Raw genomic sequence first — 14,232 nt, forward strand, 5'->3', positions numbered from 1 at the left:
GCGCGGGGGGGGGGCGCGCGCGGCGTGGCGCCCGGTGGGGGCGGTGCGGGGGGGGCCGCGGGGGGGGGGGGGGGGGTGGGGGGGGGGGCCCCCGCCGTTGGGGGGGGCCCCCTCGTGTGCGGTGGTGGGTCAGCGGGTGCGGTAGAAGCCGGGCTTGGCCTGCTGGACGCCGGAGCTCTGTACGGCCTCGTACACGCCCCGGTACTCGGACTCGTGGGAGGCAGCGAGGTCGTCGGCGGCCGTGGCCATCTGGTCGGCGGCGTTGGCCATCTCGCCGGACGCGGTGGCGACCGTGCGCAGCGCCCCGCCGGCCTCCCGGACCATGGCGGTGAACCGCGGTTCCACCTCGGCCTGGTCGCACATGTCGGCCAGGTTCTCGGCGTCCTTGGCGTCGTTCTCCATCGCCCGGCGCAGCTTCCACAGCCCCTCGGTGAGGCGTCCGGCCGTGGCGGCGAAGGAGGTGACGCGCGCGGCCAGGCGCAGGAAGCTGGGCCGCTCGCCCTCGGCGGGCAGGTGCAGGGGGCGCGGTACGAGATCGCTCATGTCGGGGTTCCTCAGTCGTCGTTGTGGATGCGGGCGGAGGGCATGACGAGACCGGCGTCGACGGTCGCGGCCTGCACCGGTCGGTAGGCGTCGTGCATGGCGTCGTGGGCGGCCTCGACCTTCTCGGCGGCCTGCAGCGACTCGGTGCGCATCTGCTCGGCCTTGCGGGCCAACAGGTCCATCGCCTCGGCGAGCCTGGTCATGGCGGCGCTGGTGAGGCGGCCGATGAGGTTGTGCCGCTCGGCGAGCTCGTCGGCCAGCTCCTCCAGGGAGCGGCGGAGCTTGCGCGCCTGGTCGGCGAGGACCGCGCACTCGTCGTAGGTGGCGAAGCAGCGTCGCTTGGAGGCGGCGAGGTGGTCGAGGACGTCGTCGAGGGTGACCTCCGTCAGGTGCTCGGCCGCGACCCCGGCCGGGGCGGACAGGTGGACGGACGGAACGGTGACGGCCACGGGCGGTGTCTCCTTCGGGGTGGTGGTGCCGGGTCGGGGCCCGGCCGGTTGCTGCGGTGCGCGGGGCAGGCCCCTCACTCCGGTGGTGACAGCGGCGGGCGCGGGCCGGGCCGGTCGGGCCTGGTCGCCAGGCCGGTCGACCCGCTCGACGGTGATGACGGTCTCGGTCCACGCGGAGGCGGTGTGCAGGTCGTCCGCGCTGCGCCGGCCACCTCGCGGCGGCGGGTTGGGGCCAGCCTGCCCGGAGCCGCCGGGCCGGTCCCGGCGGCGGTTGTCGCGGTTCTTGCGGACCCGGTCGCGCAGCCTCCTAGCCCCGCTCGGCCTGCTGGTCCCACCGGGGGCGGTGGAACCCGGTCCGGGCTTCGGGGCGTTGCGGCCGTCGGCGGCCTTGCGGCAGCGGCGGCACCGGCACTCGTGGACGTCGTAGCCCTCGGCGGTGCCGTGCTTGATCCCGGGCACCTTCTTGACCGGCTTCGGGCCGTTGCCCTTGCGGAACCTGCGCCGCTTCTGGCCGCTGCCGGGCTTGGCGGTGACGGGTCCTGCTCCTGCAGCCGGGTCGCGCTGGTTCTTCGAGGCGGGCTTGCCGGAGTTCTCCTGACCGCCGCCCTTCCCGCCGGGCTTCCTGGCGAGGCCGCTGCCGGGCTTCTTGCCGTCCGTTACCTTGCGGTCCCGTGCACGCTCCAGAGCGCCTTTCCCGGAGCCGCCGTTGCCCTTGCCCTTGCCGGGGGCGACGAGACCGGACGACGGCTTGGACGGCTTGCCGGTGTCCGTGGCGGGCTTCTTGTCGCCGGTCTTCCCGAGGGCCTTGGGACCCGCCGGCACCTTGCCCTTCGCGTCGGGCACCCGCGGCTTGGCCGGGTCCTTCGCGACCGGCTTCGGTGGCGCTGCCGGGCCCGGCTTTTTCACCGGACCGACCGAGGCTCCCTGTGCCGTTCTGACGCCCGTTCCCGGCTTCGCCGAACCCGAGGAGCCCGAGGCGGCTTTGCGGCCACCCTGGACCGCTTTGCGGCCGTACTCGGCCGAGTTGGGGACCTTGGCCAGGCGGGCGCGGGCGTCCTCCTCGGCGGCGAGGCGCTTCACCTTCGCCTCACGCCACGCGGCCTCTTCCGCTGCCCGCTCCATGCGCCGCTGTCGCCAATCCGCGACGAACGTGACGGTGCCGCGCAGCGCGGCCAGGGCGACGGCGAGGACCGCCGACAGGGACAGCGCGCCGAGCGTCGGCCCGGCCGGGGCGGGTTCGTCGGCCAGGCCCTCGGACCGGAACGTGGCCGGTACGTCGGCCGCCGTGGTCGCGGGGAGCAGCGGCAGAGGCAGCGGCCCGGCGGTGAGCGCAGCCAGCGACGCGTCTGCCGATCGCCGGACGTGTCCGGGAAACGGCTCGGCCCCGGCGTCCGGCGCGGGGGCCGGCGGCGGGGCCGAGGGCGGTTCGAGCGTTGCCACCGGAGACGGCGGCAGGGGTGGAAGTCCGGGCGGTAAGGCTCCTTCTCGTGGCCGAAAGGTGAGTACGTTCTCGTCGTCCATGCCCCCTCCAGAGGGTTGACACAGGGTCACGGGGCGGGGGACCCTCGCGCGCCCGCGCGGCCGTGCGACCGCGCGCCCGTGTTGGGCCCCCCACTCACACGCTCCCGAGCGGTGATGATGATGAAGATGAACCCGGCGGGCGCTACTGGCTGTAGCGGCCGCAGTAGTTCGCGAGGAACTGGGCGAGCTCGTCCCACGCGGCCGGATTGCCCTTTCGGTCCTCCTCGGCGGCGACCGTCCGGGCCCGGTCCCACCAGGCCGCTGCGATGCCCCTCGGGCCGCGCGCCGCCTGGTCCTGCTGCCTGGATTCGGCGTGCTGCCGCCGGTTGTGCTCGCGCCGCTCGGCGGCGCTCATCGGGCGGTTCATCAGGCCCCCTTCTGCCACAGGTCGTTGATGCCGCGCGCCCGGGTCGGCTCCGCCTCGATCGGCTCGGCCGGCTCGTGCTGGGCCGGAACCGTCGCGGCGGCAGCGGTCTTGTTCAGCGACTTCGCCGCGATGTGGGCCACGGCCTGGCGGTTGTGTCCCTTCCGCAGCTCCTTGGCCCGCTGCTTCGCGGCCCGCTGGGCGGGCAGCGCCTCTACGGTGCGGACGTGGTCGGCGAAGGCGTTGCGGAGCTTCTGGGCGGCTTCGGCCTGGTCACGGGCGGCCTTGGCCATGGCCTTGAGGTGCTTCTCGACCTTGCGGGCCCGGCGGACGGCCGACCAGCGGCCGTCACCCTCGATGTACTGCGACCGGAGCCCGGCCTGTACGGCGGCGAGGGCCGCCTCGTAAGCGTTGGCGTCCTCGGCGTGTTCCTGCTGGCGGCTGACCGTCCATGTGGTCATGACGGGCAGGGCGAGCAGCCGTTCGTACTGCTCGGTGCGGTTGATCTCGCTCACGGTGCTCCTTCATGGCAGGGGTGGGGTGGGCCTGGCGGTCCCACAACCGCACCCGGCGGGTGCGGTTGTGGCAGCGTCAGGAACATGCGCGAGGGGCGGCCCGGGTGGGCCGCCCCTCGTAGGTGCGGTAGTGCCGTGTTCGGATCAGCCCCGGTATCCCCTGGCGATGAGTTCGGCGGCCTCGGCACGGCGCTTCGACGCGGTGCCGTGGGCGACGTCGAGGGTGTCGGCGACGGCCTCGACGGTCATCCGCTCGGCGTCACCGGCGAAGTCACGGAGCACGATCCGGGCGACGTAGCGGGCGGCCCGCTCGGTCGGCGTGAGCTTCAGCAGGGCCTCGGCGTCGAGCGCTGCTGCCTCCGCGTCAACGGCAGTGCGATGGGCGTCAGCGGCGCGCCGGTCGGCGTCAGCGGCCTTCTCCCGGTCCTCGGCCGCAGCCAGTTCCAGGGCTGCGGCGCGGCGTTCCCGCTCGGCCGTCTTCTGCCGGACGTCAAGGGCGGCGCTCTCGGCGTCAGCGGCGGCACGGTCGACGTCAGCCGCAGCGGCCCGAGCGTCAGCGGCAGCCCGTGCAGCTTCGGCGGCCGCGCGGTCGTCCTCGGCCTCCTTGCGGCGGGCGGCGGCCGTCGCGGCGGTCTCGACCGCGCGCGCCTCGATCTCGGCGGCCTGGCGGGCGGCCTCGGTCTGGGCGGTCGCGGCGAACTCGGCGGCAGTCACGTCCGCTCCGGCCCTCACCTCGGCGGACGCGGCGCGGGCCTTGAGCTGGGCGGCGGCCTCGGCCTCCTTGGTGTCGGCCTCCATGGCGGCGATCCTCGCGGCAGTCGACTTCCGCTTGGCGTCGGTCTGGCGCAGCAGCTCGGCGTCTGCCTGCTGCTGCTCGCGGTCCTTCGCCGCCTGCTGCCGCTCGGCCTCGGCCCGATGCTCCTGCTCCGGGATCATCAGGGCCTCGTCGATTGTGAGCCCGTATGGGGCAAGGGTGAGGGGCAGCAGCTCCTCCGGCTGCGCGAGCTTGCGCCACCGCTTGCCGTAGCGCTGTTCCAGGCGGACGGCGTAGATGGTGCGGGCCTTCTCCAGGTCCACGGCCCGGCTGTAGGAGGCGAGGCTCCACAGCCTCATGCGACGCCACAGCTTGAACGTGGCGCCCGGGGAGAGGAGCCAGCGGTGAGCGGGCACGCCTTCAGTGTCGCGCCCGGCGGCAAGGCGGGCGGCGCGCACCACCAGGCGGCGCCCGGCCTCAACGCCGATGACGAACAGGACCGGCATGACGGCGTGCGAGAGCGTCTTGGCGGAGAAGCTGAGGCCGCCGTGCGCGGAGGCGTTCAGCACGATGGTGACGCCGGTCATGACGTGCGCGGACAGGCGCAGCAGCGGCCATGGCGTCCGACGGTGGATCAGCACGAGGTCGAGCGCGAGGAACGCAACGATCGACGCGTCGATCCCGATCGGGAACGCGGCCGCGAGGGTCGGGCCGAAGCCCCAGCGCAAGGCAGCGGCCTCCAACGTGGAGTAGGAGGCGGCGAAGCCGATGATGCCGACCAGGCCGCCCGCGAGCGCGCCGACGACGTACAGGGCGGGCATGAGCCACCGGTCAACGCGCGGCCTGCGCAAGGTGGTGGAAGCCGTGGTTGACGGTCGGGGGTCCGTCGTTGACGCTGCACCGCCCACAGTTGACGCGGTGGGTCGATGGGCGGGGGCCGGCACGGTGACCGGCGGTTCAAGGGTGGCCGTCATGTCTCTCCCTGGAGGTGCGGTGGTCTGTGGTTGGCGGTGGACCGGCCTGCCGTTGACGCAGGCCGGTCCATGGGTGACGTGGGTGAATCAACTGCCTGAGGGCACCGCGGAACGGTGCTGGGGGCACTGGCACGGCGGCCACGCCGACGTCGCCACCGGGTGCAGGAGGTCGCCAGCGGTGACGTGGATCGGATTGCCGTAGGTGCGCCCGCCGTCGCGGCTGACGCGGATGGTCATGAGCCGGATGCGGGGTTCGTGCCACCCCGCGGGCAGATTCACCGCTCGGCCCCCTCGACCGTCTTGGCGGCCGGGGCGGCGAGGACGTCCAGGTGCCGGGCAATCTTGTCGGGCAGGCCGAGGCCGAGGGTGTGTGCCCCGGTCTGCAGGGTCCTGGCGATCCGCGCCCGGTACAGGTCGGGGTCGAGGCGGTCGTCGAGGGTGTCGCTGGTGAGCTCCAGGCCGACCATGCGGACGTTGGCGATGGTCTCGTTCTGGCAGCGCATGGCACTGCGCAGCGTGTCGTTGTCGTCGGCCAGGCGGGCGATCTCCGTCGTCGCGAATGCGGCCGCTCCCTTGTGCTGGTCACGCTCGCGGAGGGCGGCGTCGCGCTCGCTCATCAGGTCGGCGAGTAACTGGGCGCGCTCGCTGAGGGTCTTCGTACGGGTGATCCGGAACACGGGGTGTCTCCTCCCTGCGACCGGCGGTGTGTCGGTCGCCAGTGCCCCGCGCCGGACTCGAACCGGCTCTTTCGCCTGACGGGGCTCCATCACCGGTTCCGCCGGCCCGGGGGCTGGCGGTGGAAGGTCGGTGATCCACCGTCCGGGATCGACAAGGCCCGGCGCGCTCGCCCCGCTCTGTCCCGGGACCCTTCCGGGAGCCGAAACCCCCAGCGATCACGCTGAACTCGGCTAGTGCTACACCTTTGGTGCGCGGCCGAGCTCCCCACGTTTCCGCAGGTCAGCGCTAGAACTCCCACACCTTCGCCGAGCAGCGGAGGTGGGGCGCCCCGAGAACAAGCTAGAGCACTAGCCCTCCCAAGCGCTAGTGCTAGCGCCGGAAAGGCACGTGCACTAGTCTCAGGGGTGTAGCGCTGCACTCGACGGCGAGGCGGCATGAGGCATCAGAGAGGAGAGAACGGGATGACTCAGATCGGGTACGCGGATATCGCCGCGAAGTACCGCAAGCAGATCCAGGACGGGACCCTGCAGCCGGGCGACACGATGCCCTCGATGCGCCAGGTGTCCGAGGAGCTCGGCGTGGCGCAGACGACCGTCAACCGCGCCTTCCGGCTGCTCAAGAGCGAGGGCTTGACCTTGCCGAAGGCGGGCGTGGGAACGGTCGTGGCCGGGCCGATCAGCAACAACATCGCCAACCGGGTGGCGCTGCACGCGGCCACCGGCAAGGCCCTCGACGGCGGGGAGAGCTCCCGGATCCTGGAGGTCGGAACCGTCAGCGCTGACGAGCTGGTCGCGCCCCGGCTCGACGTCGCGCCGGGCACCCCCGTGCACGTCCGCCGGCGTGTCGTCAGCCGTGGCGGCGTGCCAGTGCACATGAGCTCCAGCTACTACCCCGCGTACGTCATGGCGGTCACGCCCGAGCTGGCAGAGCCGGTCTCCACGGGCGCCTCCCGCGAGCTCGCGGCGGAGCGGCTGGGCGTGGAGCAGGACCGCGTCCTGGAGGAGATCACCTCCAGGCACGCCACCGAGGAAGAAAAGAACGTGCTCGGGCTCACTACCAGCGAGAAGGTCCCCGTGACCCAGGTGATTCGCACGGTGTACCTGGCAGACGAGCGGATCGTGGAGGTCGCGGTCAAGGTGACCAGCGGGCCGACGGTCCTGCGGTACATCTCGCCTCTGCGCTGAACAGCCGGGAGCCGGGCCTGATGTGACCGAGGGCCCGGCCAGCCGGTTCCCGCCGCCGACAAAGGATCCACACGGCACGACCGGGAGCTGCGGGGCCGTTCCGCCTGATGGGAGGCGGATCGAGGAACCTGCCCGCCAGGCGGGAACCGGGGCGCCAACAACGAAAAGGCGTGTTCAGCAGTTGGAGCTCTATGTAGGAAGAGGAAGATGAACGCGTGACGTCAGCCATCTCTCACTGGCTGAAGCACGTAAAAGGCCCCGTCAGAGACGGGGCCATGTACGGACCGCCCGGGCTCTCACACCCGGCAGTCATCGAAGCTCTCCAACGCCAGTGGAGGAAGCTCACCAATGAGCGTACGCAAGTCCGTCGGGCTCAACCAGTCCGACTCGTCACACGGCAAGGTCACTACGGCGCGTTTTGACCGATTCGGCCGAGGTTTCTCGGGCCAGACTCCCACTCGCGGGGGTGTCCGCTTTGGCGAGTACACCCAGGCCGTGACGAACATGCCCCCGGTCACACGCGCCGTCCGTAATGCCGCCGCCTCGGTCTCGGGGGTGGCCTGATGAACGACTTCGACGAGCTGCACGACGACGCGTTCGATGAGGACCAGGGCGACGAGCTGGTCGGCGAGGACTGGCCCACCTACTCCACGCCGATCCCGGTGTGGGTGCTGCTGGCGGGTCTCTCGCCGAAGGCGTTCAAGATGTACTGCTTCCTGGCGGAGCACATCAACGCGAACATCCGTGACCCGAGGAAGCGGATCGCCTGCCCGAAGCAGAAGGCCATCGCCGTGATCCTGGATCTGGCGGACGACCGGAAGGTGGCCCGCTACCGGCGGGAGCTGGAGAAGCTCGGCGCGGTGCGGGTGGAGAAGTACCGGTACGCGGGCGGGATGCGCCAGGGGTACAAGTACTTCGTCCGCTACAACCCGCCGGTCGGCTACACGGGCCCGATGGCGCTGAAGCAGTTCTACGCGGCGAACCCGGAGATCCGCTCGGCCGCCAAGTGGGAGGGCCGTACGGAGGCCGCGAAGAAGATGGCGGCCGCGACGGTTCCGGCGCAGGGGTCGGGGCCTGCGGCTGCGAGCCAAGCTTCGAAGGCGGCCCCAGCGAAGGCGGCGAAGAAGGCCGGCGGCGCGGTGCCGCTGGCTCCGGAGGTGCTGCAGGTCCTGGAGGCGTACCGGCCGGAGCTGCGGGAGGCGATGCGCGAGACCGCGCACACCGACGCGCCGAAGACGCTGGTGACGGCGGTGACGAAGGCCCTCAAGGAGCGGACCGCCGAGCAGCTGGTCTCCCGGGTGCTGCGGCGCTGGACGACACACGGGTACGCCGAGAAGTTCGAGACGGGTCGGCTGGAGCGTCCGGTGGGCGCAGCGGTGGCCATGCTGCGGCACGGCGAGTGCCCGGACCTGAACTGCGAGGACGGCGAGCTCCTGACAGACGGCAAGCCGTGCGTGCTGTGCATCGAGCGCGGCAAGGACTACAAGGCGAGCCACAAGGCCGCGCGCACCGCGCAGAAGAAGGCGGTGGGCGCCGCTGCCGCCCGGCCGCTGTGCCCCGGATGCGAGCAGGACCGGGGGACCGAGGGCGCGCTGTGCCCGGCGTGCGTGAGCGGGTTCGAGCGGGACATCGCCGGGGCGGCTGAGCGGGCCGCCGCCGACGTCGCCGCGATGGACAACGCGCCCGCCGAGTGGGCGGACGCGCGGGAGCGGGTGCTCGCCGGCGCGGAGCAGGCGCGCGAGCAGGCCCGACGGGACGGGGCCGAAGACCTCGGTCAGCTCCTGGCGGCGCAGCTCGCGGCGAGGTCGACCGCCACGGACGTGCACCGGCTCCGGTTGGCGACGCTGGACGTCGACCGGCACGACCGCCCCCAGGAGCCGGCTCCGGCGCCGGAGCCGGTCCCGGCGCCGGTCTCGTGCGCCGCTCCGGAGCCGGCGCCCTGCTCGGGTGTCCGCTGGGACGGTTCTCCCTGCGGCCGCGCGACGGAGGCCGAGGACGGCCTGTGCGGCGCCTGCCGGGGTGCCCAGATGGCGCAGCACGAGGACCTGGCCACGGCGCGCTGACGGGACGGGGAGGGCCTTCGGGCTCTCCCCTTCGCCTCTCGTGTCGACCGACCCCGGTTTCCCGGCAGCCGGGGGATTTGGTGTGTCCGGATACGCCAACGGACACGGTGTCAGCGGTCCGCTGACACCGTGGAGCTCCAGATCAGCTACTTCGGTCGCCGGTTGAGTTCCATGCGGGCCGCCAGGGTGAACCTGCGGACGTCAGCATCCAGCTCTCGCTGGGCGTCGAAGACGTTGTGGACAATCTCCTGCGATTCCTGAGCACCGAAGTAGCCTGCTGTCTCCGCGATGCTCCGAACCATGCTCGCCTGTTCAGTCGCGTTGCTGGCAGCCGCAGCGACGTCTGCCGGCCCTTCCAGTTCGACCACCGCGGCAGCCGAACGGACCGGATCGATCGCGCCCTCCGCAACCAAATTGAGCTTGCGCACACGCAACTGCTCCGCAGTGGGAGATACGCCAGCTGCTTCGAACTCCCTGCGGGCCTGATCCTCACAGTTCTTCAACGAGGTCGAAGCTGCGAAGGCCTGTAGGGCAACGAGGAGTGCCGCGTACGCCTCGCGCTGATGCTGGCGACGTACTGCATCGACTGGTCCGTGGTGGGCTCCCCGCGCTTGCATACGCCCAGCGGCGAAGGCCGCCCCAGCAGCAACGACGGCAACTGGTGCGGCAATGAGTGCAGCAGTGACAGCAGGATCCATGAAACGGAATCTTGGCGTAGGCCAGGTCAGGCGCGGGGAAGTTGACGCCTTCGGGCGGGAGGACCGCTGTGCCCCCACTGGTATGGCTTGAGACGGGCTGCCGTCACTGACGTCCCGGCCGTGGTCCTCACGATCGCCCGAACCCTGACGGTTCTCGTCCTCGGCGCCATCGCGCTGACGCTCGTCGACCCCGCCGACGTGCCGAGCGTGCTGCGGGCTGTCCTGCCGATGCTCTGACCCGAGGCCTACGCCACGAGGCCGGGACGGTTCACCTGCGGCCGGGCACCTGGAGCCGGGGGAATCCGCGTGGCACCCGACCCGGTTTTCAGGCCCGATTTTCGCCCTCAGACCCGAAAAACCGCAGGTCACTCCGGAGGTGTCGTTTTCGCAACCTCCGGGGGTGTCAGAAACGCCACGTCCGAGGGTTGCGAAAACGACACCCTCCGAGGGCGCGAAAACGACACCGCAGAACTAGACCAAGGTCATCGGGTACCAACGTCACCTAAACCAAGATCGGGTTGCGCCTTGCGGCGCGTTGCGCCGCTGAACGCCGGAGGCCATCTACCGGTAGTGGCGCGCGAGGGCGCGTTGGCGGCTCCGCCGCGTTCGCCGGCGCCGCGGCGCCGAAGAGGTCGTCTCGCTCGAGGAAGGCAAGTAGGGCGCGGGTCGGTGGTCCAGGGCGGGCCCGGTCTGGGTGGAAGGACCTGGGCCATCTGCTGCGGCTCGGTGTCCGGGAGACTTCCGCCCAACTTCCCCTAACAGGCCCTTGCGCCTCGGTCTCCAGGTGGGTCCAGTACCCCGGCACTGGACCCACCGCACCGTTCCGAGGCGAGCCCCTCACGCTGAAAGCGCAGGTGGGAGCCGCAACCACGGTGCGGCCGCAGGGAACAGAACAGCGGAGCGAGGCACCAGTCCGCCTTGCGGGCGCGAGGGCCTGTTAGGGGGCAGAGGAGAGAGGCGCGGGCCCCGTCACCCGTTCGGGTGAGGGCCGGTGCGGGACTGACCGCATCGTCGTGGCCTAGGTGATGACGGGGCCCGCGCCGTGGGTGGCGGCCTGAGTACGTACGTGCAGGTCAGTACGTAGAAAGGACGCGCTTCGCGCGGCGATTGAAGGCGGGGGCCTCGCACTCGCGGCCCTGGGTGGCCGTCTGACGGCCTATCTCGGGCTCGGGGTGGAACGGGACTTGGGGCGGCAGATCGTCCGCCTCGCGGCCACACAGGGGCCTTCCTGTGGCTCTTTCGGGGCCCCTGGGAGGAACGGTGAAGTGGTGACGTGCCCTCAACTGTCGTGCGCTACGCCTGTGTCGTACGCAGATAGGACCGGGCGAAGCGGGTTGCTGGCTCGACGAGCGGTGCCGCCCCCTCGACGTCTCCGAGCTCCTCTGCCCGATCCGCCAGCGAGGCCGTGGTCTCCAGCCAGGCGGCGAGCAGCACCGCAGTCTGCGGGTCCAGTGCGGCCATGTGCGACGCAGCCCCCAGGGCCCGCGAGTGAGTCGCCGGCTCCGCGCTCTCCGGGTAGGCGAACCAGGCCACGACACCGCCGCCCACCACGCCGTCCGGGGCAACGTCCTCCGGTACGAACGCGGTGAGGACCAGGCCACCCGCCTCGTCCTGGTCCACCATCCACCGCTCGTCCGGGAACGCCGCGGCCTCGCCGGCGCGGCGTCGCAGAAGGGTCGCGGCCTCGCGCAAGAGCCCCTTCGTCATCACGGCCTCCGGTCGAGAAGTGCCCGATAGCGTCACAGGAAGGCGTCACACGGTGACGCGTGCTGAACGCGAACGCCTCCGCCACGCCCGGGTGCGGCACCGCGGCGAGCAGTAGCGGCTGTCCGAGCGCTTCCGGGTGCCGAGCGGGCTGGCACTGGCGTACCAGGTGGCCCCGCACTCCGGGCAGCGGAACCGGGGCCACGGGTGCCTCCGGCCCTCGATCAGAGCCCGGTATGCCTCGCCGCCGGCGTCGATCGCCGCCCAGCGGGCCCGCGCCACCCGCCAGGCCCTCGTACGGCAGGCCGCCCCGCAGTACCGGCGCGACCGCCTGCTGCCCTCGGGCAGCTCCATGCCGCACTGGCCGCACCGCCGGACGTTCCTCCTGGCCATACCTCCAGGGTCCTCGCATCCGATGGCGCAGGCCAGGGCCGGTCAGGTGCCTGCTTCGCGGGCAGCTGGGCCACGACGTCGTCGGCGTCGTGCTCGGTCAGATACGCGCGCCAGGAGCGGCGCCCCCCTGGGCCGGCCTCGACGCTTCCAGATAGCGGCACCAACTGCCGGGAAGCCAGGCGGTAAGGATCGCTGCCCTGATCTCTTCTGAGCTACTAAGAATGCCGCTTTTCCGCTAGCGGAAATGCACCGCACGATGTGTCGGCCTGGCTCAACCGAGTCCTGCGGGCTGCTCGTACGGGTGGAACTGCAGCCAGCAATGAACCGCCTGCCATCGTCGGAGCGTCAGCCCGATCATGGAACAGATCGACCCCCTGCACGTATCGGAACCGGGCCTGCTGGTCCTCGACCTCACCGCAGCGGACGAAGAGACCGTCCAGGCCGCGGTCGATGCGCTCGGTAGGCGCTGGGCAACGTCGGGCACCGGACGTGTTCGCCGCGTACCCGGCGAGTCCGGGGTGACAGCGAGGCTGTATGCGGACATTCGCCGCCCTGGAGCTGAAGGCGCTGCGTCGCCGGACTGACTCCCGGGCCGCTTCGTGCTCAATCCCCTCGCCCTGCGCGGGCCGCCTGGATGCTTTCCTCGAGCGCCGCCATCAGATCCATGGGTGCCGTCGGCGCCTCGGGCGCGACTAGCTCGCCGGCGCTGAGCTTCGCCGTCACGAGCTGCTCCAGGGCGCGCCTGTACTCGTCGTGCAGCTCGCGCTCCTCGATGCCGGGCAGTGCCCCGATCAGCGTCTCGGCGAGTTCGAGCTCCCGGTCCGTGACGGGCACAGAGGGTGCGAGATCACCGGGGTCACGCAGCTCGTCGGCCCGTTTCGCCCACGTCTACCTGCGGAGGACGCAGACGTAGTGCCGCCGAGAACCCCCAGCCCAGGACCATGATCAATCTCACTGATAACCACGGTTCGATTGAGTCCCACGCCGTAGGCGAAGTCCACGCCGTGCACGGACACGGAACAGGTCGGCGCGTTCCTGTACGACGCAGGGGTGGGCATGGGGGAGCTGGTCGGTGTGCTCATGGTCGGGTCCTGGTGTGTGTGGGGGCCAGGGAGGGGGGCTTCTCGTGGGTGAAGGGGCCCCCTTCTGCTGTCCGGCGGGATCGGTGCCCCCGCTCACGTCATCGAGACGACGACCTTGCCGGCCTTCGCGCGGCCCTTCTCGACGTACTCCATGGCCTGGAGGGTCTCGTCGAACGGGAAGACCCGGTCGACGACGGGGCGGATCTTCCCGGCGTCGACGAGGCGGGTGACTTCGCGCAGCTGGTCGCCGCTGGCCCTCATGAACAGGAAGGAGTAGGTGACGCCGAGGCGCTTGGCCTGGCGCCGGACCTTCCCGCTGAGCACGGCGACGCCCAGGCGCATGACCGCGTTCGCGCCGAGTTCGACGCCGGTGGCCGGGTCGGGCGGGCCCGCGACGGAGATGACGATGCCACCGGGCTTGAGGACGCGCAGGGACTTGGTGAGCGTCTCGCCGCCGAGGGAGTCCAGGACGACGTCGTAACCGTGGAGGACCTCGGAGAAGTCCTGGGTGCGGTAGTCGATGACCTCGTCCGCGCCGAGTTCCTTGACCAGGCCGACCTTGGCAGTGCTGGCGGTGGTGGCCACGTGCGCGCCCAGCGCCTTGGCGAGCTGGATGGTGACGGAGCCGAGGCCGCCGGCACCCGCGTGGATGAGGACCTTCTGGCCCGGCTGGACGTTCGCCCGCTCGACCAGAGCCTGCCAGGCGGTCAGCGCGACCAGCGGGAGGGAGGCGGCCTCGGTCATGGTGAGCGTGGCGGGCTTGAGGGCCAGGTCGTTCTGGTGGACGGCGATGCGTTCGGCGAAGGTGCCGATGCGGTCCTTGTCGGGCCGCGCGTAGACCTCGTCGCCCACCGAGAAGCGGGTGACGGACGATCCGACGCGGACGACGGTCCCGGCGAAGTCGTTGCCCAGGATGAGCGGGAGACGGTACGGCACGATCGCCTTCAACTCCCCCTTGCGGATCTTGTAGTCCAGCGGGTTGACGCTCGCCGCGTCGATCCTGACCAGGACGTCCTCGGCGCCCACCGCGGGCTCGGGTGCATCCCCGGCGCGCACCGTGGTCGGGTCGCCGTACTTCTCGACCATGAAGGCCTTCATTGTTGTCTCCGTTCGTTCGGTGTTCGTTCGGTCTCCCGCGCGAGCGGGGACGGGGGTGTGTCCGCTACGGGTTTCTGCCGGTAAGGGGAAGTCCGTGGCGCCTCCGTGGGGGGGGGGGGGGGGGGCCCCCCCGCCCGCCGGCGCGGGGGGGGGGGCGGGCCCGGCCCCCCCCGGGGGGGGGGCCCGCCCCCCCCGAGACTAACCGGGGGGCT

At 71.7% G+C, this 14,232-nt stretch carries 14 protein-coding genes; 3 read left to right on the forward strand and 11 right to left on the reverse strand.

Annotated features, from left to right (window positions below):
• Window positions 1-129: 129 nt before the first annotated feature.
• From ACFVZW_RS19470 to ACFVZW_RS19495, 6 genes are all read right to left on the reverse strand, one after another.
• Window positions 130-543, reverse strand: coding sequence for a conjugal transfer protein TraB (locus ACFVZW_RS19470; protein ID WP_384522832.1), 414 nt, complete (start codon window positions 541-543; stop codon window positions 130-132).
• A gap of 11 nt (window positions 544-554) precedes the next feature.
• Window positions 555-2,432, reverse strand: a complete 1,878-nt coding sequence (locus tag ACFVZW_RS19475) for a hypothetical protein (protein WP_384522834.1) — start codon at window positions 2,430-2,432, stop codon at window positions 555-557.
• 223 nt (window positions 2,433-2,655) lie between these two features.
• Window positions 2,656-2,880, reverse strand: coding sequence for a hypothetical protein (locus ACFVZW_RS19480; RefSeq protein WP_384522836.1), 225 nt, complete (start codon window positions 2,878-2,880; stop codon window positions 2,656-2,658).
• Window positions 2,880-3,392, reverse strand: a complete 513-nt coding sequence (locus tag ACFVZW_RS19485; RefSeq protein WP_384522838.1) for a hypothetical protein — start codon at window positions 3,390-3,392, stop codon at window positions 2,880-2,882. The genes ACFVZW_RS19480 and ACFVZW_RS19485 overlap by 1 nt, the downstream gene beginning before the upstream one ends.
• A 144-nt stretch (window positions 3,393-3,536) precedes the next feature.
• A complete protein-coding gene (locus ACFVZW_RS19490) occupies window positions 3,537-4,967 on the reverse strand; it encodes a DUF2637 domain-containing protein (protein WP_384522840.1) in 1,431 nt (476 codons plus the stop codon).
• A gap of 428 nt (window positions 4,968-5,395) precedes the next feature.
• Complete coding sequence (locus ACFVZW_RS19495) at window positions 5,396-5,797, reverse strand: hypothetical protein (protein WP_384522842.1); 402 nt, start codon at window positions 5,795-5,797, stop codon at window positions 5,396-5,398.
• A gap of 462 nt (window positions 5,798-6,259) precedes the next feature.
• Here ACFVZW_RS19495 and ACFVZW_RS19500 point away from each other — a divergent pair, with 462 nt between their 5' ends.
• Complete coding sequence (locus ACFVZW_RS19500) at window positions 6,260-6,982, forward strand: GntR family transcriptional regulator (protein ID WP_384522845.1); 723 nt, start codon at window positions 6,260-6,262, stop codon at window positions 6,980-6,982.
• A gap of 563 nt (window positions 6,983-7,545) precedes the next feature.
• Entirely contained in the window at window positions 7,546-9,045 is a 1,500-nt protein-coding gene (locus tag ACFVZW_RS19505) for a hypothetical protein (protein ID WP_384522847.1), read from the forward strand.
• Between the two features lie 146 nt (window positions 9,046-9,191).
• Here the strand turns inward: ACFVZW_RS19505 and ACFVZW_RS19510 are convergent, their stop codons facing one another.
• The 3 genes from ACFVZW_RS19510 to ACFVZW_RS19520 form a co-directional block, all read right to left on the reverse strand.
• On the reverse strand, window positions 9,192-9,743 hold the full coding sequence (locus tag ACFVZW_RS19510) for a hypothetical protein (RefSeq protein ID WP_384522851.1): 552 nt from the start codon (window positions 9,741-9,743) through the stop codon (window positions 9,192-9,194).
• A gap of 1,293 nt (window positions 9,744-11,036) precedes the next feature.
• Window positions 11,037-11,450 carry a hypothetical protein gene (locus ACFVZW_RS19515; protein ID WP_384522853.1) on the reverse strand — a complete coding sequence of 138 codons (414 nt, stop codon included), beginning with the start codon at window positions 11,448-11,450 and terminating at the stop codon, window positions 11,037-11,039.
• Between the two features lie 45 nt (window positions 11,451-11,495).
• Complete coding sequence (locus tag ACFVZW_RS19520) at window positions 11,496-11,840, reverse strand: hypothetical protein (protein ID WP_384522855.1); 345 nt, start codon at window positions 11,838-11,840, stop codon at window positions 11,496-11,498.
• A gap of 356 nt (window positions 11,841-12,196) precedes the next feature.
• Here ACFVZW_RS19520 and ACFVZW_RS19525 point away from each other — a divergent pair, with 356 nt between their 5' ends.
• Complete coding sequence (locus ACFVZW_RS19525; protein WP_384522857.1) at window positions 12,197-12,424, forward strand: DUF6207 family protein; 228 nt, start codon at window positions 12,197-12,199, stop codon at window positions 12,422-12,424.
• Window positions 12,425-12,443: 19 nt separating this feature from the next.
• Here ACFVZW_RS19525 and ACFVZW_RS19530 read toward each other — a convergent pair whose 3' ends face one another.
• Together ACFVZW_RS19530 and ACFVZW_RS19535 are read right to left on the reverse strand one after the other, a co-directional pair.
• Window positions 12,444-12,674 (reverse strand): hypothetical protein, encoded by a 231-nt coding sequence (locus ACFVZW_RS19530; protein WP_384522859.1) that lies wholly within the window; start codon window positions 12,672-12,674, stop codon window positions 12,444-12,446.
• A 341-nt stretch (window positions 12,675-13,015) separates the two neighbouring features.
• Entirely contained in the window at window positions 13,016-14,020 is a 1,005-nt protein-coding gene (locus ACFVZW_RS19535; protein WP_384522861.1) for an NADP-dependent oxidoreductase, read from the reverse strand.
• Between the last annotated feature and the right edge of the window lie 212 nt (window positions 14,021-14,232).

Source organism: Streptomyces sp. NPDC059567, from assembly GCF_042735655.1.
Taxonomy (GTDB): domain Bacteria; phylum Actinomycetota; class Actinomycetes; order Streptomycetales; family Streptomycetaceae; genus Streptomyces.

What these genes read in the sequence shown, in the direction of transcription:
- ACFVZW_RS19470 (WP_384522832.1), bottom strand. Translation starts at nt 543, where the DNA reads ATGAGCGATCTCGTACCGCGCCCCCTGCACCTGCCCGCCGAGGGCGAG.
- ACFVZW_RS19480 (WP_384522836.1), bottom strand. Translation starts at nt 2,880, where the DNA reads ATGAACCGCCCGATGAGCGCCGCCGAGCGGCGCGAGCACAACCGGCGG.
- ACFVZW_RS19490 (WP_384522840.1), bottom strand. Translation starts at nt 4,967, where the DNA reads ATGCCCGCCCTGTACGTCGTCGGCGCGCTCGCGGGCGGCCTGGTCGGC.
- ACFVZW_RS19500 (WP_384522845.1), top strand. Translation starts at nt 6,260, where the DNA reads ATGACTCAGATCGGGTACGCGGATATCGCCGCGAAGTACCGCAAGCAG.
- ACFVZW_RS19505 (WP_384522847.1), top strand. Translation starts at nt 7,546, where the DNA reads ATGAACGACTTCGACGAGCTGCACGACGACGCGTTCGATGAGGACCAG.
- ACFVZW_RS19510 (WP_384522851.1), bottom strand. Translation starts at nt 9,743, where the DNA reads ATGGATCCTGCTGTCACTGCTGCACTCATTGCCGCACCAGTTGCCGTC.
- ACFVZW_RS19515 (WP_384522853.1), bottom strand. Translation starts at nt 11,450, where the DNA reads ATGACGAAGGGGCTCTTGCGCGAGGCCGCGACCCTTCTGCGACGCCGC.
- ACFVZW_RS19520 (WP_384522855.1), bottom strand. Translation starts at nt 11,840, where the DNA reads ATGGCCAGGAGGAACGTCCGGCGGTGCGGCCAGTGCGGCATGGAGCTG.
- ACFVZW_RS19525 (WP_384522857.1), top strand. Translation starts at nt 12,197, where the DNA reads ATGGAACAGATCGACCCCCTGCACGTATCGGAACCGGGCCTGCTGGTC.
- ACFVZW_RS19535 (WP_384522861.1), bottom strand. Translation starts at nt 14,020, where the DNA reads ATGAAGGCCTTCATGGTCGAGAAGTACGGCGACCCGACCACGGTGCGC.